Source organism: Sedimentitalea todarodis (assembly GCF_032595355.1).
GTDB lineage: Bacteria > Pseudomonadota > Alphaproteobacteria > Rhodobacterales > Rhodobacteraceae > Sedimentitalea > Sedimentitalea todarodis.
This window is the reverse complement of sequence record NZ_JASMWN010000018.1, coordinates 81,857-104,470: the sequence shown is the minus strand read 5'-3', so window position 1 is coordinate 104,470 and position 22,614 is coordinate 81,857. Positions and strand designations below refer to the sequence as shown.

General features: G+C 58.0%; 11 protein-coding genes and 1 pseudogene. 4 read left to right on the top strand and 8 right to left on the bottom strand.

What is annotated here, in order from left to right:
- Positions 1–34: 34 nt before the first annotated feature.
- Positions 35–1,057 (top strand): annotated as a pseudogene (locus QO231_RS19385) (phage tail protein); the annotation flags it as partial.
- 326 nt (positions 1,058–1,383) lie between these two features.
- Here QO231_RS19385 and QO231_RS19380 read toward each other — a convergent pair.
- A complete protein-coding gene (locus QO231_RS19380) occupies positions 1,384–1,851 on the bottom strand; it encodes a very short patch repair endonuclease (protein ID WP_316780280.1) in 468 nt (155 codons plus the stop codon).
- Between the two features lie 67 nt (positions 1,852–1,918).
- Between QO231_RS19380 and QO231_RS19375 the strand changes: the two genes are divergently transcribed.
- Positions 1,919–3,517, top strand: a complete 1,599-nt coding sequence (locus QO231_RS19375; RefSeq protein WP_316780278.1) for a DNA cytosine methyltransferase — start codon at positions 1,919–1,921, stop codon at positions 3,515–3,517.
- Positions 3,518–3,575: 58 nt separating this feature from the next.
- Here the strand turns inward: QO231_RS19375 and QO231_RS19370 are convergent, their stop codons facing one another.
- From QO231_RS19370 to QO231_RS19355, 4 genes are read right to left on the bottom strand one after another with little or no spacing between them, the layout of a single operon-like run.
- Positions 3,576–5,249, bottom strand: a complete 1,674-nt coding sequence (locus tag QO231_RS19370) for a nuclease-related domain-containing DEAD/DEAH box helicase (protein WP_316780276.1) — start codon at positions 5,247–5,249, stop codon at positions 3,576–3,578.
- Between the two features lie 2 nt (positions 5,250–5,251).
- Complete coding sequence (locus QO231_RS19365; protein WP_316780273.1) at positions 5,252–7,072, bottom strand: DUF1998 domain-containing protein; 1,821 nt, start codon at positions 7,070–7,072, stop codon at positions 5,252–5,254.
- A complete protein-coding gene (locus tag QO231_RS19360) occupies positions 7,069–10,227 on the bottom strand; it encodes a helicase-related protein (RefSeq protein ID WP_316780271.1) in 3,159 nt (1,052 codons plus the stop codon). The genes QO231_RS19365 and QO231_RS19360 overlap by 4 nt, the downstream gene beginning before the upstream one ends.
- 25 nt (positions 10,228–10,252) lie before the next feature.
- Positions 10,253–12,496, bottom strand: coding sequence for a UvrD-helicase domain-containing protein (locus QO231_RS19355; RefSeq protein WP_316780269.1), 2,244 nt, complete (start codon positions 12,494–12,496; stop codon positions 10,253–10,255).
- Positions 12,497–12,767: 271 nt separating this feature from the next.
- On the opposite strand from QO231_RS19355, the gene QO231_RS19350 reads away from it, so the two are divergent.
- Entirely contained in the window at positions 12,768–15,734 is a 2,967-nt protein-coding gene (locus QO231_RS19350) for a hypothetical protein (RefSeq protein WP_316780265.1), read from the top strand.
- Positions 15,734–18,703, top strand: coding sequence for an SNF2-related protein (locus tag QO231_RS19345; RefSeq protein WP_316780261.1), 2,970 nt, complete (start codon positions 15,734–15,736; stop codon positions 18,701–18,703). The genes QO231_RS19350 and QO231_RS19345 overlap by 1 nt, the downstream gene beginning before the upstream one ends.
- A gap of 352 nt (positions 18,704–19,055) precedes the next feature.
- Here QO231_RS19345 and QO231_RS19340 read toward each other — a convergent pair whose 3' ends face one another.
- The 3 genes from QO231_RS19340 to QO231_RS19330 are packed head-to-tail and all read right to left on the bottom strand — an operon-like array spanning position 19,056 to position 22,452.
- Positions 19,056–19,973, bottom strand: coding sequence for a plasmid partitioning protein RepB C-terminal domain-containing protein (locus tag QO231_RS19340; protein ID WP_316780258.1), 918 nt, complete (start codon positions 19,971–19,973; stop codon positions 19,056–19,058).
- On the bottom strand, positions 19,970–20,881 hold the full coding sequence (locus QO231_RS19335; protein WP_009502498.1) for a plasmid partitioning protein RepB C-terminal domain-containing protein: 912 nt from the start codon (positions 20,879–20,881) through the stop codon (positions 19,970–19,972). Before QO231_RS19335 ends, QO231_RS19340 begins: the two co-directional genes overlap by 4 nt.
- Complete coding sequence (locus tag QO231_RS19330; protein WP_316780253.1) at positions 20,881–22,452, bottom strand: recombinase family protein; 1,572 nt, start codon at positions 22,450–22,452, stop codon at positions 20,881–20,883. Before QO231_RS19330 ends, QO231_RS19335 begins: the two co-directional genes overlap by 1 nt.
- Positions 22,453–22,614 lie beyond the last annotated feature (162 nt).

The window sequence follows — 22,614 nt, the reverse complement described above, 5'->3', positions numbered from 1 at the left end:
GTGGTGTTGAAGGACTGCGTGACGGAAACGAAGGTGTCCCGCCATCGACCGGGGCACGAACCAGCCGAACGTCTTCTTCGACCCGAAGTCGTCCGAGAGCTTCACGCCGCATTTCTCGCGGGGCTGGCGCGATGACGCGATCCAGCGCGCCTATCTGGAGGCGACCTATCTCTGGTGGGGCGAGGCCGCGAACAATCCGGTTTCCGGTGTCTATGGCGGCCGGATGGTGCATGTGCCTGAATGCGCCGCCTGGACCTGGGATGCCCGGCCATACCCGTTCTTTCCGGCGCTGACCGACGTGTGGACGGACGGGGCGAACTGGCGGCTCGGCCACTGGCTGACAGGGCGGCTTGGCGCGGTGTCGCTGGCGGCGCTCGTTCGCCTCCTCTGCCTGCGGGCGGGCTTGCCAGAGAACCTGATCGACGTATCGGGGCTCTGGGGGGCGGTTGAGGGCTATGCGATTGGTGCGCTAGAAAGCCCGCGCGCCTCGATTACCACGTTGTCGCGCCATTTCGGTTTCGACGCAGTCGAGACCGAGGGGGTGATCCGGTTTGTCATGCGCGGGCGCGCAGCGGTGGCCAGTGTGACACACGACGATCTGGTGGCCGCTCGCGACGGCGACGTTCTGGAACTGACCCGCGCGCAGGAGACCGAACTGCCACAGGCGCTGAAGTGGCAGGTAGCGCGGGCTGACGAGGATTACGATGCCGCTCTTGTCGAGGCGCGTCGCATCACCGTGGACACGAACCGGATCGCCTCCGAGAGCTTCCCCATGGCGGTCCCGCCCGAGGAAGCTGAACGGCGCTGCCGCCGTGCGTTGATGGAAGCCTGGACTGGGCGGGAGACCGCTGCATTCCGCCTGCCACCGTCGCGACTGGCGCTCGATCCGGCGGATGTCGTGACGCTCAGCCATGACGGGCGACAGATCCCGTTGCGGCTCGTCTCCATCGCGGATGCCGAGGCACGCGGCATCGAAGCCGTTCGTCAGGACCGCGAGGCCCACGATCTGCCACCCGGGTCACCACGACCATCGTCCCTGTCAAAAGCCGTTGTGTTCGCCGAACGCCTTGAAACCACGGAGAAGGCCAATGATGCCCAACGCAGGATGTTGGAGGCGGCGGCTCGCCGCCCTCGTGATCGTGACGAGCTGGTTGACCGGCTGCGCGACGGCGGGTTTTGAAACGAACGGCGTGGCAGCATGTCCGCCGGTCGTGGAATACAGCAGGGAGTTACAGGCGCGGGCGGCCGAAGAATTGGCGATGCTGCCGGATCGGTCGGTCGTCGTCGAGATGATGGGTGATTACGCAGTAATGCGAGATCAGGCGCGCGGCTGCAGATAGAGTCAGCTCATCTTGGTCTTCAGCGCAGTCTGCAGAGTATCGATCACTCAGAATGCTTGATATTCTTTTCGCCAACTTCGAGCTGCCGGCTGTCCGAGAGCAGCCAGGCACTGAGAAGCTCAACCGTTGCCGTCAATTGGTCGGCCTTGCGCAGTGAACACTCCCACACCGTTGCGACCCGCCATCCTGCCTCTATCACCTGGTCTCCTATGGCGGCGTCTCGGATCACATTCGCGTCGAACTTTGCTTGCCAGAACTCTGGACGCGTCGATGGAGTGGTTGTGTAACGACAGCCCTCATGGCGATGCCAGAAGCAGCCATGTACGAAGACGATTGCGTGATGCTTTGGAAACACAAGGTCAGGTCGCCCGGGGACATTCTTCGAATGCAGCCGGTAACGGAAGCCGCGCGCATGAAGTGCCCGCCGAAGCACCAGTTCGGGCTTCGTGTCCTTCCCCTTGATCCCGGCCATCATCCGGGAACGGGTCTGTTTGTCTACGATATCGGTCACGTGCACCCTGGTCTTCGATCTGGAACCTAGTATACACCGACTGAATGAATTTCGTCAGGAGCCTGATTTGTCAGCCACTTTCGGCATTGTCGATCTGTTCGCCGGTCCAGGCGGACTTGGCGAGGGATTTGCCTCCCTGGTCGAGGACGGACATGCGCCGTTCCGGATCGGCATCTCGGTCGAGAAAGAGGCATCGGCCCATCGCACCCTGACGCTGCGCGCGTTCCTGCGTGAATACCGGGCGCTTCACGGCACCTTGCCCGATCAGTTCATCGATTTCCACGCGGGGCTTGTCCCCGAGCCGGATTGGTCAGCAGTCGACGCCGAAGCGTGGCAGATTGCCATTGATGAGGCTCGTGCACTCGAGCTCGGCACTGAGGCAGCTGCGACGGCGATTGACGGTGCCATCGCGAAGCTGCACAAAAACTATGACGATACGATTCTGATTGGCGGACCGCCCTGTCAGGCTTATTCCTTGGTCGGGCGCGCCCGGGCCAAGGGCAAGATCGGCTATGTGCCTGAAGAGGATGAGCGGCATTACCTGTTCCGAGAGTACATCCGCGTGCTCGACAGGCTTCGTCCCGCCGCTTTCGTGATGGAAAACGTCAAGGGCATGCTGTCCTCGACTGTCGAAAGCCGACTTGTCTTCGAGATGCTGATGGAGGATCTGTCCTCGCTCGGCACGGGCCACGGTCATCACTACGAGCTGCTGACTGTTCGGATGGAAGATGGAAAAGCCAGCCTGCAAGAAGCAGCGCGACCGTCAGATTTCATTGTGCGCGCCGAAGAGTTCGGGGTTCCGCAGCGACGCCACAGGGTGATCATCGTCGGAATTCGGTCCGACCTTGCGGGCAAGGCTGCGCGCGCCGAGATTGCCGTCTCGGGCCTGACGCGAACGGTCAGTGACGTGATCGGGACTATGCCGGACCTGCGCAGCGGCATTAGTCGTGGTCGAGACGATTCATCGGCTTGGCGAAACGAGGTTGTCGAAGCGGCGAAACTCTTGGCGAGCATCCATAAGGGTAAGGAGGACGGCCCGCTTAGGGAGGCGTTCTCATCCGTTGCCAAGCGAATGAAGTCGGGCGCGTCGAGCCGTCGGACGGCGTCATGCCTGCCGGATGGCTATGGCACCTCGAACGATGAACTGCTGCGTTGGCTCGAGCGGCCGAACCTGCGTGCTGTTGCCCAACATGAGACGCGCGGACACATGCCCTCGGATCTGGGACGGTATCTGTTCGCCGCTGTGTTCGGAGCAGTGAGCGGCTATAGCCCAAAGGCCGCCGATTTTCCCCTCGCGCTCAGCCCAGATCATCGGAACTGGCACAGCGGCGTCTTCAATGACCGATTTCGAGTCCAGCTGGCCGACGCGGCCGCGACTACGGTAACGAGCCATATCTCCAAGGATGGACATTACTTCATACATCCCGATCCGATGCAGTGCCGCAGCCTGACCGTGCGCGAGGCTGCTCGGCTGCAGACCTTCCCCGACGACTACCTCTTTCTCGGCAACCGGACACAGCAGTACGTCCAGGTAGGAAACGCGGTGCCGCCGTTTCTTGCTCGGCAGATCTCTCATCTTCTTCTGACTGCGCTTTCCGATAAAAGCGCGTCAAGAGCCAAGGACAACAGGGCGTCGGATCGGATTCGAAACGATCTTTTTGACTGATTTCGGAAATGGTTTTCCGAATAACTTTGACCAAGCACGGTCGGAAATGTCGTCGATTTCAGTAAGTATCCACTGTATTCTGCATCATCCGAGCGATGTCCTCAGGCGTTCCCGCCATTTCTAGCAAGACGTTGGCCCGGCTGGTGGCAACATAGATCAGTTCGGGGTCGGTCAGCTCTTCAATCCCAACGAGAAAGACGCATGGGCGAGACAATCCCTTGAATCGACGCACAGTATCAAAAACAATGTGGTCGGGGTGTATTTCGTCGGATTGGCATGTTGGAATCCCCGCGATCTTTTCTGGCGCGGCCATCGATGTTGAGCCGGAGCCAGTAAGCACGGCAATTTGTCCAGGTTTGGCTTGTCCTGAGCGCAATAGTTGCGCAACGCGCTCGTTTACGCGCTCCATCGCCATTTCGCTTCTTCGGCACTCGAGCAAGCCTATGACTTCCCCTTCGGGCCCTGCCGCAGTGCTACGCCGACCTTCATACCATTTAGACATGAGCTCGTGAATCCGTTTTGTGTTTCGAAGATTTCGAGTGAGCGCGATCGATGACTTCGGCAGGGCGGAAATGAACCCATCCTCTGGAGAGAACAAGCGCTGATTATCGTCGTAAAATACGTAGAAACGTCCCTCATCTATGTCCCTCAGGGCAAGCCGGAGTGCATTCAACCAAGAGTCACGGAAATCCTGTCCTTCGTCCACCACAATAGTATCAAAGCCGAGATTTGGATTGTTACCTATCGCTTCGACCAGTGCTTCCGGAAGATGGGTGTCAAACAGCGCTTGACCAGCATTCGAGGGCAACACGACTCCCCCTTTTATTGCAAGCGAACGGCAAAGCGAGTGAAAGCTGGCAACTACAAGGAATTCATTGTCTTGGCAGACGTCGCGTAGGTGATTGGCCAACGGTGCATTGAAGCAGGTCAAGAGGGTGCGGCGGCCCTCGGCCGCGCACCTTATAGCCTTCTCGATCGCTAGCACTGTCTTCCCGCTACCTGCACCGCCGGATATGGCCATCTCCCTGTTGTCCTCCAGGGAGTCAAGAATCCATGCCTGTTCCCCCGTGAGCCGATCTATAGTCATCGCGTCATCGGCAAGGCTGAAGCCAACATGTGCCCGCAACTCGAAGTGGCTTGCGAGCAGCTCCTCCAGCGCCCTCAATCCATCGAGGCCGAGAGGCTTTTCCCTCGGATCGCCGCCTTCGGTCATGCGGCGCAATATCCACTTGTCGAGATTTTCCATATCGTCGCCAAACGCAACGATCTCAAGCGGCGCATCCGGCGCAAGTGGACGTTTCGGCCGTGCACTTCCGGGAAGAATTGCACCGTGCCGAACACGAAGGAAGCGTCGTCCGAGCCTCTTGTTTTCATTCAGACGCTTGAGGAAGTGGTGTTTGCTGCTGCGCGCCTGTGCTATCGGGCTTTTGATCTTGAATTTGAAGCCATCCCGGTCCTCGGTCAGCCACTGGCCGTCTGACTCACGACAACTGACACGCCCTCCCTTCACTTCGAGAAACAGCAGGCCGTACTCTGCGTGTGCAACTATGAAGTCTGCCTCACCATCAAACTCGGCACCATGATCATCGGCTTCATGCCATGACCGCGAGTAATAGCAGGTAAAGTCGCCTGGTACCTTGTCACGGATACGCTCATAGACGCGGACCTCTGATGACAACTTTGGGTTTTCAAGAACATGCTTGGGCAGCTGCTTCGGATAGACCCGTGCCATCGTCAAATCTTCCCTTCAAGCAGAGCCCGAAAAAAACCAATTTCTGGCTGATCCGGCTTACCGACAAGCATTCCGCGGTCCAAGTGCCTGTTGAAATGCTCGCAGGAAGTTTCGGGGATAAACGTGCAGCAATGGCAAGCGGCAGAACCGGAGCCCTCGGAAAGGGAGAGAATACCACTACTGCAGAGCGGATCAGACGAACACCATTCGAGGTCCCGCAATGCGGCAAGGAGTATTGGGCCTAGCTCGCTCGTTCGTCCCTTGCGGGACAGTCCCCCTAGTGTTCCATCAGAGTCTGGGGCCGACGTGTACAGAAGAAAGCCGCACATCCCACCCGGGCCCGGCGAAACGTATAGCCTTTCGCGGATAGAAGCTGTGGAGTATCCACTGTCTAGCGACAGGCGCTCTGCGAGAGCATGCGCGGTTGTGTGTACCAATAAGAAGCGCGCTGAGATCGTAAGTGGAAAAGGGCGCTCTTCGCTGTTGTGCTCTTTCCAAGAGCGCTCTGCTGCTGAATGCGCGTCAGCGGCTCGCGCTATGACTTCGGGTCTGTTCTCCCACTCGATGACCTGAGGCTCATCGAAGCTGATGAAGATTCCCTCGCCTCGAACTTCTATCGCGGGCAACCAGTTCAACTTCCTTTCCGAAAGTGGAGCGATGAATGAACTGCTATCTCCTGCCTCAACGGGGCTTAGTCGCGTGAAACCCTGCAGAGCCCGAACCTCGCGAAGACGCTCTACCGACACGACATGGTCCAGCAAGCCCTTCATTTCGTGAGGAAGAAGTTGAGGTCTGACTTGAAACTCGGCAAACGCCTCGTTGTCTGGTCCGCCCGAGCACAACATGAGATGCTCGTTTGGCCGTAGGTCGCCAGTCTTCTCGTCCAGCATCTTCAGAAGCGTCATGATCCGAGATGTCAATTCTTCTGACGTGACATCAGGGTCTGGCCAATTTGGGTGAATTCGCTTCCGAACATAGTCGGGAAGCTGAGATCGGTCGTCCAATGCAACCAGATCTGGCCAGAAATCTTCCAGCATATCTCTGAATGAGCCGCCGAATGGTGGAACATCCAGCGCCGATGCGATCACTGGGAAATAAGCGTTTGACGCGCCGCGCTGGATTGCAACAGGCTGATGGTTGCAACCAGTCGCTGGTAGTTTCAGCCATGGTGACTTTCCGTCGCATCTCAGGTTGGCGTGCGCGGAAGGTGACAGGGCGCCGTCAAGGTCGCGCTCGGACTTGCATTCAGTGCAATGGACCCTGAGCCCCTTGAGGCCAGCACCATCACCGATCAGCTTCAGGGCTTTCTTCCGCGAGCAAGACTCTGAGTGCCTGGGCCATGACATCCATGGAAAGTCCTGTAAGTGACCAGCGGGACAGGTGACGACAAATCGTACAGGAACTGCGTAAACTTTCTTTATGCGCCGACCGCGCCCGCTGCTGCAGGTCGGGCACCAAAGTTCAGGCTTCCCAATCTCGGCACCCCAAAACCTGCTGCGCTGCAGAAGATTGCACTTTGGACAGACATGCCAATCCGGAAAACGATAGGAAGGCACCAAACGGGGCCTATTGTCCTTACCGACCTTTTCCTCTCCCACAGGAGGCAGTCTGAAGCCGTTGACCTGCAGCCGCGCCTGCAAGGGCTCGTGATGAATGCGCTGGTCGTTCAACAGGCCTTTCTTGATGGAAAGTTGGTCCCATGCCTCGAGTCCAGCCGCGACTACGGAAATTGGTGCGCCATCTTCTCCACGAAAATCGATAATCGCCCCCGGGCCGTTGCCCGTAAGGACCTGACTGCGGCGGATCTTGCCAATGGGTTTCATTGCCTCGGACCCCTTTCTTGTCCACCTTCAAGCAGAACATACGACGTTGACGCCTCGACCGAGCGCAAGGAGTTTGGCGTAGGTTTCTGCTTTTCGAAACGGGCCTTGTTCCCACGGACCGCGGCCGCCTCTGCTGACGTGAGAAGTGCGTCTCCGTAGTCGCTCCAATAATCCTTCAGGCCGTGATGATCGAACCAGTCATCTAGAAACTTGTTGAGTTGTTTGCGCGCATCAACTGCTTCGGCGGGATCGATTCTTTCGACTCGCTCTATGACCTTGTCTAGAAGGGCCTCGGCCTCGCGCTGATGTTGCTCGATTACTCCGGGGTCGGCCATCCCATCGACGAGGTGGCGTATCATTGCAACGAATGGCGCATGCAATGCTCGATCTCGAGCCCGTGGAGCGAAAGGAGTCACGCTCGTTGCTTCGACATCGCGATATAGACTGCGATGCCAGCTGGCAAAGGTCTCATAGCGACTGCGGTCACGGGATTTAGCGGCGTTGAAGAGCGTTATGATCAGTCCGGGAGCCTTTTGACTGCGGCCGACTCGGCTCGTTGCCTGAATGTACTCAGCAATTGTTTTCGGTTGACCATTTACCACCATCAGACCCAGACGCGAGACGTCCATTCCTACAGAGATCATATTGCTCGCCAAGACAATGTCGATGTGATCCGGATCACTCCAGTGCCGCTCGAGGTCCTTGAGAAATCGCGGGATATCGCTTGAACGGACCCGGCTAGTCAGCTCGATTTGAGTTGCGGCTTCGCGCGCTGTTTCATTTCCCCTGCGCGAGGCATAGTCCTTCACGCTTCGTGCGACGTCGTCTCGCATCAGAACCAGCGCTCCACCCAGTTCACGCAGCGAATTGAAGTAATTTACCAAAGTCCAGTAGCCATCGCGTTTGTCGTCGCCGAGCGCGGGATCAGTCGCGGCCTGCAAGAGCGAGGCTGCGACCGCCTGCTGGGTGAACTTTGCCGACCTTCCTACAGTTGTTACGCCAACATATCGGCGGCCTGGAACTTTTCTGTTCTCAATGGCAAATCCGGAGTTCGCATGGTCGAGACCAGGTGGTGGGAACTGAAACGAGCCGCGGTCGAACAGGGCACTGATCTGTGTCTCCGCCCTACGGATTGTGGCAGTCGACCCGATCACCTTGGCCCTGTGCCCACTTCGGGCGCGACACATTTCATCAACCGCAGTTTCGTAAAGACCGGCAAGGCTTCCAAGCGGCCCTGAAATCAGATGCAACTCATCCTGAATGATCAGATCGGGTGGTGCCGCAGGAGTCCCTAAGCCGAACAGACGGCCAGAGGTCTGATTGCGTGTGATCTGCGCGTACTTATCGACCGTGCCGATCACCAGGGTGGGTTGCTCGCGATAGACATCCTCGTCAACCGTCCATATCGGCAACCGACCGAGGGCGCGTCCAACAGCACATGTTCCTGAACGGCATCTTACCTCCACACAGGTTTTGTCGACCGCAATGGTCCAATCAAGAACACCATGACAGCATGGACAATTCCGCAACTGGGCGGGAGAGCTTTCACCTTCTGTATCCAGTGCCTTTTCGGCATCTGCCAAGCTATTCGGAGTCGCACCCTCACCGACCCAAAGCCCAAGCGAAATCGGCACGTCAGTCAAGAAATGATCAGGCAGCTGGACCGCACCTTTCTCCAGCTTGCCAAGCCGGACCATCTCACAAGCGCAGATCAGGGCGGCAGCGCGCTCGAATTGCTGAATCGTCAGCAGGCGGAGAGTATAGCGCATGAAGGTGGTCACCCCTGCACCAAGAGGTTCGCCAGTCGCACGAAGTCGTCGCAAGAAAATCGCGAACGCGGTCAACAGCAGGTAAGCCTCGGTCTTGCCGCCGCCGGTCGGGAACCATAGCAGATCCATTGTCTCTCGATCTGGCGATTCCGGATTGGCAATGGATTCGAGGCTTAGCAGCGCGAACCCTAGCTGAAACGGCCGCCAGACAAGTTCGGGCGGATCGGGATCTATCCGCCACGAATATTGCAACGCAAGGGCGGTATTTGCGAGGCGGAAGGCCGCCAAGACCTCGGGCGAGCTTTCAAGTAGAGCAATGCCCACACGCATTCGAGTCTCGGCCGCACGGCAACGTAGCATATGCAGATTGCCTTGGTCAGAGAACTGCTCCGAGAGGAACGGCACCTGTTCTTCCATTCTCGAAATCCATGATCCATAGGCATCGACGAATGCTGTCAGGCCACTGCAAAGTCCGTCCTTTTCCTGCGAGGCAAGAAACGCAGCGCCCATCTGCGCCTTTACATGTTCGTCCTGGAATTCGCTATCGCCCGCAGCGCTGATTACATGAACCATCGCTTCCGGAAACCAGCTGGTAATGACGCTCTGGACAGTGCCATCATCCGGCTCGTCCCACATGGCTGAACAGGTATGCCCTACGGCCCATTGCTGCACATTACGATAGAGCAGAGATGAAGATCGACCGTCATCGTCCATGGTGGTGGCTCCCGCCTGATCAGGCTTCGGGACGAACTGACAATCGTCTGCACATTCGACGGAAAGCGAAACCTGGAACAGTGTAGCTTCCTCATTTGCTGCGCGGCTTTTCTTCGCGGCAGGCTTCAAGTCATTAGTAATTGCTAGCGTGACCATGAGAATTTCTCCCCAGGGAGCCACGCGACAGTGAAGCGTGACACCCGGCAGGCCGCTGCCGTCGAGACTTTCCGTGGGAGCGGCCTGTGTCCTCATAGTTTCGAGGTCGAGATCAATCTCCGCCATTTTGGGTTCACGGCGCCAGTGCGTAGCACGCCCTGTCCGCGAAGCTCCCTCGTCACCCTCGGCACCCTCTGGCCGATAACGCGCACCTTCAACCTTGACCCGCAATTTGGGGGCCGCGCCAATTGACCCGACTGCAAAGGACAGCCCTGCTGAACTAGGGCGAAATGTTGAAGCTGCCTTTACACCATCCAGCGCGGTGCCGGTGCCCTCTGCATCGTCGGCATCACTCGCCTCATCATCGTCTTCAGCTGACATGCTGGTGCGCGGTGGAAAAAGAATCCCCGTAAGATACCGATCTGTTGGCCGATCCGAAATCAGCTCATTTGGGGCCTCCGGGCCGATCAGATCGACTTTCATCCGTTCAAGCAGGGTATCGCGCACATCAATCATCTTTTTACTCCGTAATTCCAAGGGATCAGCGGGGGATCCGGGCAAAGCCACCCAGTAGGGGCGTGAGCGCAAGCCCCGGCAATTCACCAGCATTCCCCGGAACAACAACGGTGGTTGCCCCCACAACCGAAATACCCGAAATCAATTCTGGAGGGGTGGCATCCGGTGCGACCTGCCTGATCGACTGCACCATTTCGGCAAAATCCGATGAAAGGGCGCCAATTGCAAATCCATCTTCGTCCTCGAACCGAAGGATCAACCGGCCTTCGGAGTCTGGAATTGCCACAACCTTGGGTTCCTCGATCGAAGCCTGCCAGATTCTGGCAATTGTTTCGGCTTCATTGATGACATGCCCCGAATGAAGGAACTCCCGCCAGTCGAGAAGGTCGGACTCAAGGCCGATCTCGATCAACCGATGATCAGAACGGGCCGCCCAATACCGTTCAGGCTTTCCCGTTGTGTAAAACTTCACCGGACTGATCCAGCCAGTGCGCAACTCCGTGCTCGCGCGGGTCGCACCGACGTACAATGCACGCGCTTCCTCGCCCCAGTCTACAGTTTCGCCGTGCGGCGCTCGGGTTAGGAGCAACATCACCCGCTGATCCTCGCGACCTTTGATGGCGTGTATCGTTGAAAGCAAAGGTCCTGCATTGCCCTCATGATCACTGAGTAGTTCTAGCGGCGGCTCAGTTAATCCGTCGGCCACGCGCCCCACCACTATGCTATCGCGACCAGATCCATCGAGATCGAGCAGGATCTCCCACGATTCATCGACATCGCGTACAGCCGCCGGAAAAAGCATCTCATGCATGCCACCGAATGCATCGCGCGAAATGCTCTCCGATGCCTGATGCGCGCCGAGAATGGCACCAATCCAAGGCTCGATCCGCAGCGGGCGGTCAGGCAGGCGGAGACGGAATCGGCGGCCCGTGGACCTCATGGCTTCAGCCGCCGTGAAAAGGCCTCGGCGGCTTCGTGTCAGTATCAGCCCTCTTGTCGTTGAAGAATGCGCCGCGAACCTGGTGATTTCGTTTTCGAGTGCGGCAGCCTTGATCTGCTCTCGGACGTTGAAGTAGCCCTCGCGAGATCCGCTTTGATCATCCCGCAAGGTCCCTCGAACAGCGCGGAACATCTCCCGCAAAGCCACTGTTTTAGTCCTGTGGTCCGTCTCGAGCCTGTCAGAGATAAAATCATCGCGCTGCGCGATTTCGGTCAGAAATGTCGAGCTAGACTTGTCACGCTGCTGATATCCGTAGATCGATTGCGCGAAATCCCCAAAAACCGTGATGCCGCAGCTGGAATCTAGCAACGACACCAGTGCTTCGCAAAGTTCTTTTCGGTCGCCGACGAGGTCTTGGGCTTCGTCGATTATGACGTGTTCCAGCTGTCCAATCGCATCTGCCACAAGCGGATCGTCTGACCTCAGAAGTCGAGCCGCAGCCTGGATGGCGGCGTCATAACCACCCGGAAAGGTAGAATTCGAGGCCGTAAGCATTCGCGCGGCGAAGGAGTCGAACGTACGGATCTGCAGTGCCGCCACATTTGGCACATCCTGCAATCGCTGAGCAATGCGAGCTCTCAGCTCGGCAACAGCAACGCGAGTGAAACTGAGAAGCAATATGCGTGACGGTGCAAGGTCCTCGTCCTGTACAAGCGCAATGACCCGCTCGCAGGCAGCATGAGTCTTGCCTGCACCAGGTCCGGCTTCAACAACCATGCGAGAACCAGCGGCCGCTTTTGCCACACGCAGTTGGCTTGTATCGGGGCCCGAAGTGGATTCCGTGCTTGATGCATTATCCGCGAGTCCGAACCAATCATTGATGAAAGCGACATTCACTTCGCTCGTTGACCACTCCAGGGTCACAGGATCGAACACGCCGCTCAATGTAAGCGCTCTGCGAAGCGCTGAAGCCATTGCTCCATCGCCGATCCATCGTCCCTTCGGAGAAAGAGCGGGTGCCCCGGTCAGGACAGCCGGGCCTTCGAAGGAGTCGAGAAAATCGATCAGAGTCTCGGTCGCGGTCTCATCAACTTCTGGTACCAGATGTTCAGAACCCGCGCCGCTCTCGATACGATGATCTCCTATCGCAACGACCTTGCCGTCAGGCAGCGCTACACGACGTACGGGCAAAGCCACGAGGACTGGCTCGCCAAGTGTTGTTCCGAAACCGACGTCCTTGATCTCACACAGCGCATCGATCACGCTTTCCACCAGTGCCGAGGCTTCCGAACGGTCTGGTCCCTCAATAAACTGCTGAACCCATTCCACCACAGCAATCCGACTAACGCCACGGCGGGCGCTTACGACACGGCGCACCAGATCCGCAATCGCTCTTCTAGTGCGAGGTCCGGACCCCGATGGTATACGAAGGCCGGTGATCAAAGTAGGTTCAATGTTCACAGAATGCCTCGCAAAGTACCACAGGAAGATGATTGACGTTCAATTGCTTAGCAGTCAACCTTGTCACGGATATATCGCGCCGTGAAATTCTTTTTGGAGCTAAGACTCGGCAGCAGAGTTGCGAGTTCGGGAAATACAAATGCATATCGGCAATTCGCTAAAAGACAGACATGAGTCACTTGCCAATCATTTCGCAGACCTTGCCGGTGCACGAAACCAGCTTCCTCTTTTTGCAATTGAGCATGGCCTTGACGAAGCCGCACTGGAAGAGCTGAGAACGGCAGTCTCTGGTCAGCTTGAAGCCGATCCCCAGCTACAAGGAGCTGCGTGGTCCTGGAGCTATCTGCCACTTCTCGTCATGGCCACTGAGGTGGGTTACCGGTACCGTGGAACGGGTACCGATTTCTGGCCGGTCTTGGCTCATGAGCTCGGCGTGGAAGCCGGGTCGGCGTTCCGTTCAGGATTGTCCCGCTTGTTTGATCTGGGACATCGGAGTTTTCGACTGGCAAGGCCGGGTGACAGTCCTTGGGAGCGTCATTTCCCACATATCGCTTGGCCGATTGGCAACGCTCTAGTTCCGCTGGAGATACAGCCGCAGTTGACGGATGCCCTGAGACGATCCGTTAGAGCGGGGATCTCGGCGGAAAACATGGATGGCCTGCTTGAGTATCTCAAGATGCTGGCTGCCGGGCATGCCAGTCGTCGCTTCGAGAACTGGTTGCAGCAGGAAGATATTGCTGCAGAGGTCATGCGGCGTCTTCTTGCGCCAGATGCAGAAGGCTGGCTTTCTCAGGGTATCCTGCAGCGGATTGACAATGACATAAGGAAAGACCTCAGCTCACATCGCGCAATTTCGGAAGCGCGCAAGGCTGCAGCAAGAAGATCAGCTCGTGTTACCGCGATTGTGCCGTCTCAATTCGTAATGACGCTTGTTGACAGCGTGCCGAAGCAGCTTCTGGTCAGAGGGCCTGCGCTGCCGTCCCAATCGCGTGATGAGGTGATCGCCGCGTTGCGTATTCAGGGAGACCGGATAAGGGCTGCAGGAAGCGATCAGACCATCGCGCTCCGTTCATTTCTCGCCGGTGGGGAAATCGGGCTTGGCAAGTTCACCGGAATGCCTACCGACCCTCTATCCCGTGGCGATGCAGCACATGTCGAGCAAGGTCCCGCTTATGAGGCGCTTGAGAGTTTGCAGCCTCTGCAATCGGCTTTCTTCCTCATCGAGCGGGGCGAACGGACTGCCCGCACCATCTTTCCGGACGAAGCCCTTGCTCCAAATGCCTCAATGATCCAATTGCTGTGGATCGACCACGATGGCACGCCAGAGTTTCGTTGGCTCGAGACATCTTCGGGAGCTGATGTCGAACTGCTGCGACGAAATGGATTCAAGGTTTCCGATAAGGCACCGTCGCTACGACTTCTCGGTCTGCTAATGTCGGGCGCTCAAAACAGTTTTCTGCGTGGCGTTCCAGTACTTGCCGCGCAAAGCTTGACACATCGAACATTGCTGCTCGACGGGGTTCAGCCTGCCAGCGAAACGCTCCGACTCCAAGAGGATGACTGGTCCGTTTTTGAGCCTGGTGTAGGCAGGCATTGGGTTGGACCTGCAGACGGCGATGACCATGATCTAGTTGAGTTCGAAGTTGTCGAGCCCCCCGACCTGGAGCCCGCGTCGATCAGTATTTTTCCCGCCAACGCCAACATCTCCGATCTGGAGGCTGGGCGGTTGGAAATCAGGGTTACGGCACCGTTCAATCTTGAGGAAGTCCCGGTAAGGCTACGGCTCCGATCGGCCGAGGAACCCGAGGTAATTTCCGAGGGTGTCATTGACCGACTTCCTGCTCGAATAACTGGGCATTCACCCCTAATTCGAGCGCTGCGGGCGCAGCTGGCTGAAGGCTCAGCGGGCCTTTCAGACCTGCGCCTGACAGTCGATGTTCATGGTCTTGTGCAACTCAGCATTTCGCTTCCTTCAATGCGCCGCGAATTTCACCATGATACGGACTCGGATCAGTGGATCAGTACAAATGAAGATGGCAGGGTTTTGCCTTCTATGGTTGCAACCCTGCAGTCTCCGATCCCGCGTACGTCAGAAATCGTCCCTGCAGGCACTCGGCTTATTCTCCCCGATGCCACAGATTACGGGGCGCTAGCGTCAGGCCTGATCATCTCAGAGAGGTCAGAGTTTCACATTGGTATGCACGAAGCCGATTCCACCTCAATTCCTGCGCTTTTGCGAGAGGCAAGCTCGCGGAATAACGGTGTTGGCCTGATTGATCTCGCGCGTGCCAATGTTGCATGGCAACTCGCCCAAGCGAGCGATCAATTCGGTAACTGGCGACGCTGGTCGGTTGTTGAATCTCTGGAAGAAACACTGATCGAGTTGCTCTGTGGCGTGGCATGGCGCAAGCTCGAATCCGGCATCGATCTTTCGATCCTGTCTCAACACGGCGCACTTTTGAGAAGTGCTGAGGCACTCGGTCTCGTTTCAGGCGAGGATCTGCCAGAGATCGAATCCAATTCGGACCAGCTTTTTCTTCGGGACCGGCTGATCGCACGTCTGAGGGAAACGGTACCCGATATAACAGACGCGCTGGCCCGATTGGACGACGAACTTGCTGGCGACCTCGATCTCGCGGTTATCGATGCATATGAGGATCTGCGTAGACACGTACAAGCTGGCGGCCGCGAAGCGTTCGAAGAAGTCGACATGGCCCGTTCCTCGACGACATGGCGCAAGGCGTTGGAACGCGCTCGGGACATCCCGCTTCTACCAATGTTCCGGCACCTTATCCTGCCAGAAGCGCGGTGGAAGGCACTGATGAACACCTGGTATGCTGAACTTACCGAGGATGATCTTGTGGATCTGCTCGACTCCTGCCACGTCGATGCCTTCCGGCGGCCGGGGCTTAGATGGCTTGGGAGGGCCGAATTGCGGACAATGCTGCAATTGTGGCTTTCGCCGCGGGCGATGATCGAAGCTGATGAGTGGCCACGATTTCTGGCAAAGGGCCTTTCAGACATACAAACCAGCCGCGCTGTCCGCTACGTTGCACTCCGGCGAAAACTGGCTCTGTTGGACATGCCCGACGGGAGCCCAGTGTAATGGATCAATATCTGCGGTTCATAAACGGGCTACAGGCTCTACGTCGCAAAACATCCGCGCTTGGCATTGGCTTGGGAGGCGCTCTAGGTGCCGCCGCCGATCCGTTACCTCATCAGCTTGCGACTGTACGCCGGGTGCTGGGCGACAGCCATATTCGGCATTTGCTGTCTGACGAGGTCGGCCTCGGGAAGACAGTCCAGGCACTGATGATAATCAATGCCTTGCGATGGCAAGATCCGTCGCACAGAACTCTCGTGATCGCACCGGACAATCTCTTGTCGCAATGGCAAGAGGAGGCTTGGATTCGCGGTCATGTAATGCCCGCGATAGCCGGGACCATTGACGCGAGCGATGACGAGACTTCGCCAATCACGCTGGCCAGACCGCGTGATCTTATGACTCGAAGTGGACAGGAAGCACGTACTATTAGCGCTGACCCTACTGTCTTCGATTTGCTGATCGTGGACGAGCCGCAAACCATGCCACGCGATGCGATCCAGTTCGTGTCTCAAGTTGCGGACGAGTTTCGACAGGTGCTGGTACTGTCGGCCACACCCCGACTAGGCGATCCCTCGTGGCGCGATCCCATTCTGCGGATGATCGAACCTGAAGCTGCCTTTCGCGCCAGAATCGAGGGCCGACCGCTTGACGAGATTCTGGAAGATCGCGAGGCGCAGGCCATTTCAGCGATACGCAACCCAGAGGATTTGCTCGAAAGAACCAATGGCTTCGTTCGAGCAGGGGCGGGACGGCGGGTAATACGAAACGGACGCGCTGATTGGGGCGAGTACCTTCCTCAACGAAGGAACCACGAAATCCGAATTCAGCCTTTGGCGCCGGAGCGGTTGCGATTTGAAATTGCCGACATGCTTCTCCAGGACGCCGATCCCGAGCAGGGACTTCAAGGTTCGGCATGGACGTCAGCCAAAGCTCTCCAGCGAAGCGCAAGGGCTGCGCGTACGGTCTTGGCTGAAGTGACCACGCGCGGCGGCACTCTCGGCAAAATGGCGGAAGAGGCGCGTATTGCTTCGCTCGAGAACCCTGGAGACAGCCGCCTGGACGCGCTCCTCGACATTCTCTCCGCTCAGTGGGGCGAGAATCCGGACAAGGCGTTCATCATTGTATGTGGCGACAACCCGACCATCGACATGCTGAGGACGGCGTTGCCTCGCTACTTTCCAGATCTTGCGGATGCGATCTCGGTCTTGCGCCGCCCCGCTTCGACTGACGTCGAAGGCGTGACCAACCTGAGAGAAATTCAAGAGACACTTGCTCCTATGCTGTCCGGGGACAGCCGCCTGTTACTTGTGGGGGATTGGGTGCAAGCAGGGCTCAATCTTCATCACGTCGCACAAGGCATCATCTTTTTCTCTCTGCCTTGGGAAGTTGACAGTATTGATCAGTTGATCGGTCGAGTCGACCGGCTCCGTTCCACAGGTGATAGAAAGGGGGCCAAGCGTACAATTGAGATTTGGCGGATCCTGCTTGAAGGTTCGCAAGAAGCAGCAATTGCCGACCTAGTTTCGGCCCTTGGAGTTTTCGATTCACCTCTTCCTCCATTATCGCCGTCCGAGTTGACTGAGGTTCAAGCTTTACTAGGCCAAGCTGCAATCAAACGCCAAACAACTCGTGGCGTATCACCGCTCGCTGGTAAGGGTACAGGTCTGCAAACTCGCTTTGCGTCAGCTGATCCCTTCACAGTGAGGCGGGCGTCGGCAGAATACGAAAGTTGGCATGAGCAGCCGTGCCCAGCTCCCGCAATGATGAATGATCGAGCGCGTCCAAATGATACGCCGATACGCAAGGAAGAGCGCGCGATAGGCGCATGGCTCAGGGCAATCTCGAGTTCGACCGATTTCGATGTGGGAGGTCGTGTCGACAAAGAGGACGGATACGGCTTCCAGACAATCTGGTACCACGGAGTTGGCGAGAGGGGGCGTGCAGGTGACAGCCCATTCTTGCTGCCGGGAGCGTCTCGGGACAACTGGATGACGGGGCATGTACCTTTCATTTATCGGCGTTCAGCAATTACCGCTCCTCCGCGCAAGGGCGTTTTCACTGATGATGGGGAGCGATCCGCCGAGGGTTCGAAATCCGCTCGCCCACTGCATTTTCTCGATCATGGAGGCGATTTGCATGACGCTTTGGTGCACGGTTACTCGACCGGCGTCATGGAACAATTTGGACCCACGAAGCCAGTTGTCCAGACGAGCGTGCGGCTTCCAGAAGGGCATCCAGCACGGGATATCGGGCCGATCGTAATAGCGACTGTCGTTAGTCTGGATCCCTTTCCCGACGAGCTTCTGCCGCCACTTTGGTCGCCCGCTGCAAATGAGATCCTGGCGTCAGCACCGACCGAAGCTCAAAGAAAGTCGCTGACCGCCGACCGTCGGCGTTTGCAGGTCATGTTGCGTGCAATTCAGCGCAGGGTGCGGTTTGAAGTGCCTGCGCAAATGTTGCGCATTGGTTCCGTCAAAGGGAAGGATGGCTGGACCGGATTATCGACTGAGCAAGTTGATCTTTGCCTGCAGCCGTTAACGTCGTCGACCAATAATGCGGTGGCTCGAGGGAAAACACCGCTATCTGCGCTTGAGAAGCCAGAGGTCGCGCGCGCAGTGAGGTCTAGCCAGCTCAATCAGCTCAGTACAGAGACGACACGGTATCAATCTGAGACCTTGGAGCGTTCCCGTCCCGCTCTCGAGTACCTCGCCATGCAGATCTTCGGGCACTTCCAGGCCGAGATTCTAAACAGAGAACTCGCACTTGAACGTCGTAGAAGCTCTCCGCCCGAAAGTGGACCAGTAGAGCTTTGGCAGGGTCAGGTAGCAGCGTTGGAACGCTCGCTATCGATGGCGCGGGTCATTAGTGCCGAGGCATCAGCTTATATACAAGAATATGGTTCCGGAAGAATTCGTCCCAAGTCCTCTGAGCCAATTAGCATCCTTCTTGCACTCGTCTCGGAAACCTAATCTGCCAGGGAAGAAAACTACTCTAGCGCTACCGTTTCATGGCACTAGTCTTCGGGGAACCTCCCCTGCATGAGTCCAAATGCAAGACGGTCGAACAGATACGGCAGGACCCGTTTTGGCGAGAACGAACGATAAACCAAGCAGGCGTGCCGATCCGCGCCAACCCTCGGCACGCCTGCAAATGTCGCAACCACATGCGTGGTCGCGCGGTCGGCGAAACCTCAGCCGACCTGGTGGGCTCCGAGCGGGTTCGCCGCCATCCCCGCCGCGCTCGATCCGGCCCACTGTCCGGCGTCTCCTGCGGTCCCAGCGCTTGTCGGGTCCGGGTCCCCATCAGTTCTGGCAGCTTTGGCTATTCCAACTCGGTTGGTGGAGCGGAGGTCATCTCGGTGATCGCTTGAAATTCTGTCAGAAACTCCGGCCGATGCTGCATCAGATACCGGACGATCCTGGCGTTCCCTAGTAGCTTTCCCAGATACCCTTTGATGACGGTCAGCTGCAGGTGGTCCTGGCCGTAGGAGTCTTGGATCGATGTGATCCCTTCCTGCAGCCGGGCCAGCTCGCGCTCCATGCGGGCCATGGCCTCGGGGGTGATGCCCCTCATCTTCTTGGGTTTCTTGGTGTCCACCAGCTGCGCCTGGGGCGTCCCCGCCAGAATTGCAGAGATGTAAGCCGGAGAATAATTGTTCGCGTTCATCATCAGCTCGGCGGCCTCAATCTGGCGCATGGCTTTCATTTTGCGCAGGATTTCGAACACGGCGGTCGCACAGTGTTTGTCCTTCAGGATGCCGACGGCCTCTTCGCAGATCCCGTCGAGGAGCTTGGCCTTACGCACAATGCTGCGCGGATTGAGGTCGAGAGCCAGGGCGATCTTTTCTTCGGAGACCCCGCGCTCAATGGCCTTGCGGATCATCTTGTGCTCCTGGATGGGCGCAAGACGGCTGATCCGCTTGTTGTAGGTGAAGGCCTCGTCGTCCGTGGAAATCAGGCATTCGACCCGTTCGATGCCGAGATCCTTCAGCACCTCGATCCGGATATGCCCGTCCAGCAGCATATATGTGTCTTCCTCACCCGTGGATCTCGTGACGACCGGCGGTTCGACCAGGCCAACCTCTTTGATGGACGCGGTGATCTGGCGGTACTTGCGGCTGGATTTGACCGATGAGCTCAGCGCGCGCACGGGCAAGACGGCCTCTACCGGCACGGTGACGCAATCGCTTTCGAAGCCAAGCGTGACCGCGTCCGGGGTTTTGCGCTTGCCCCGGCTCATTCTGCCGCTCCCGCATCCAGTGATTGCCCGAGATAGGTAGGCAGGGTATCCAGCCCCTCCGCGCGCAAGAGCGTCAGGAAGTGGTCATCGTCGCGCAGCGAGCGAAACGCCTCCACGACGAACATCAGGCGGCCTTGTGTCAGTTCGGCTTTCTTGATCAGTAACTTCTGTCGCTCTGCTTCCTGTTGATAGGCTCTCACAAGCGCGTCGCTGGTCAGGGGCCGCTTGGTGCCGTCGCTTCTGCCATAGCGGTTGCGATGAAGGTGCGGACCCTGTGCATCGCGCTGCTGGATGAGACGGCGCACGGCGGCCAGTTTCTTGCCGCGTAGCTTTTTCTGGGTGTAGGCGTCCATCAGAGCGCGCTGCCCGCCCTCGGCATCTGTCTTTGAAATGTCGATGGCGAGGTTCAGCGGCAGAAGGCCGGTTTCGACGGCCGAGACCAACCGCTCTTCGCCGCGCTCAAGCAAGCCCGCGATCATGCCGACGTAGTCTGGCGTGACGCCGATCTTATTTGCGATCTGGCGGTCGTTGTAGCCGCGTTTGCGCAGGTTGCCGATCTCGCGCATCAGGTCGATCGGGCTGTGCTGGCGGCGCGCGCAGTTCTCGACGAGGCTCATGACCAGGCAGTCGCTCTCGTCGGCGTCGATGATGATGGCCGGTATGGCATGCTGCTGAAGCTCCATGAACGCCTCAAGCCGCCCCTGGCCACAGACGAGATCATATTCCGCAGGGTCTGTTCCGGCGCGCTGCGCTACAGTGATGGGTCGCTTCAGACCGATTTTCGCGATGTTCTCAACCATTTCCTCAAAAGTGCGCCGGTTGCGCACACGGGGGTTGAGGATGCGAATTCGGTCGGTGGGGATGAGAGTAACCTGTTTCTGGGTGATGTCTTGGGCGTCGTCGGGCATCAGGCGGCCTCCGTGATCCGGGCCCGGCCAGCGAGCGCATAAAAATAGTCGAGCGTGTCGAAGCGGTAGGCGTCCAGCGACAGCCCGTTCTGCTTGGCCAACCTCAACTTGGCCATGGTCATGTCGATGCTCGGCAGCAGGTAGTAATCCCGCGGGACTTCGTTCAATTCGTCCATTCGCACGGCAATCGTGATGTCGGGCACCAGGCCAGTATCGAGACGGATGCGCCATCGCAGGGAACCGCCCTGCGTCTCGAAACATCGTGCCAACACCACCGACGCCGTGAACTCGTCGTTGATGCGGATCAGGTCGGTGTCCGGATCCTGCGCCGCCTGTCCTCCACGTTCCGCGACCCCGTCGAGGATCCGGGCTACGATGCCGGGGTGGGCCTGCCGCAAGGCCCGGTTGATCTCGACGTAGCGATAGTCGCGCTCTGGCTCGTAACCGATCATCTGGTAAGCGCGCAGCAAGCTGCCGAAGCGGCTCCGGAAGGCGCTGGAGGATGGCACGTTGTCCTGTTCATCAATGATCAGTCCTGACAGTACGCCTTTCTGTTTCAGCACGGCGCGCAGGGCTTCGAGCAGTTCTGCGTCCGTGAAATGCTGGCTGCGCGCGTCGACGATTTCGCGTGCGCGCAGAAACAGCACCTCGTCCACAATGGCGGGGTAGGCGCCCTCGGCCCGGATCCACATCTCGCGAGGGTTCACCACTCGCTTGTGCTTCAGCTTGAAGGACACCTTGTTGTAAACGTTGTTGCCGATGTATTTTTCGTTGGTCAGGACCTGGTGCACGGATGCCCGGGACCACGGCCGCTCAAGATCCGTCTGATGCCCCTCGGCATTCAGGGTTTCCGCAATCTCACGCTCCGAGCAGCCATCCTCAACGAACATTCGGTACATGCGGCGCACGACATCCTGTTCCTGCTCAGGGCCCGGAACGAGAACGACACGGTCGGTCTGAAAACTCTTCTGTTGGCCGCGGGACAAGGCACCCTTCGGGTTGCCGTGTTCGTCGATCAGTACCCGGCGCAACCCATATCCAGCCGCACCGCCTTGGCGGTATCCAAGCTCTACCAGGCGGCATTGCCCCGCGAAAACCTTTACCGAAAGCTCGCGGCTGTATTCGCCCGCCATCACCCGCTTGACGGTTTTTAGAAGGTTGGAGCCGATGCTGCCGTCGTTTTCGAACTGCTCGCCGCAATAATGGACCCGGATCCCGGCACGGGAGCAGACATGCTCGTGGTAGGCCCCTTCATCAGCATCCTGAAACCGGCCCCAGCGGCTGACGTCATAGACCAGAATGGCCCTGAAATCCGCCTGACCGGTTCGGACCTCTGCCATCAGGTTCTGCAGCGCCTCGCGGTCGTCCAATCGCAACCCGGACCGACCGGAGTCCTCGAAGATGCGCAGGATCTGCAAACCCCGGGCGGTGGCGTAATCCCGAATGATGTCGAGCTGGTTTTCCGTAGAGTATTTCTGGTGATCGGTCGACATCCGCACATAGGCGACCGCCGGAATATCCTGTCCGGCCTCGTCGCCTTTGCCCTCGCTGTTGTCTCGACCGTTATTCAAATCGGGTTTTCCTTTTCAGCCTTTTTTGGTTTATATTTTTCCACCTGGCACAAACGCGTCTGGAAAGTCGTTTCCTGAAACGGGCAAGGTCTTTCCGTTTGCCCGGCAGTCAGTTCTCAAATTCCAATTCATTACTGCGCTCCTAAAATCAGTAGTGTCCGT

Excerpts from the sequence above, each read along its gene's own strand:
- QO231_RS19370 (WP_316780276.1), bottom strand. The coding sequence starts at position 5,249 with ATGGCACGGGTCTATCCGAAGCAGCTGCCCAAGCATGTTCTTGAAAAC.
- QO231_RS19365 (WP_316780273.1), bottom strand. The coding sequence starts at position 7,072 with ATGAAACCCATTGGCAAGATCCGCCGCAGTCAGGTCCTTACGGGCAAC.
- QO231_RS19360 (WP_316780271.1), bottom strand. The coding sequence starts at position 10,227 with ATGATTGATGTGCGCGATACCCTGCTTGAACGGATGAAAGTCGATCTG.
- QO231_RS19350 (WP_316780265.1), top strand. The coding sequence starts at position 12,768 with ATGCATATCGGCAATTCGCTAAAAGACAGACATGAGTCACTTGCCAAT.
- QO231_RS19345 (WP_316780261.1), top strand. The coding sequence starts at position 15,734 with ATGGATCAATATCTGCGGTTCATAAACGGGCTACAGGCTCTACGTCGC.
- QO231_RS19340 (WP_316780258.1), bottom strand. The coding sequence starts at position 19,973 with ATGAGCCGGGGCAAGCGCAAAACCCCGGACGCGGTCACGCTTGGCTTC.
- QO231_RS19335 (WP_009502498.1), bottom strand. The coding sequence starts at position 20,881 with ATGCCCGACGACGCCCAAGACATCACCCAGAAACAGGTTACTCTCATC.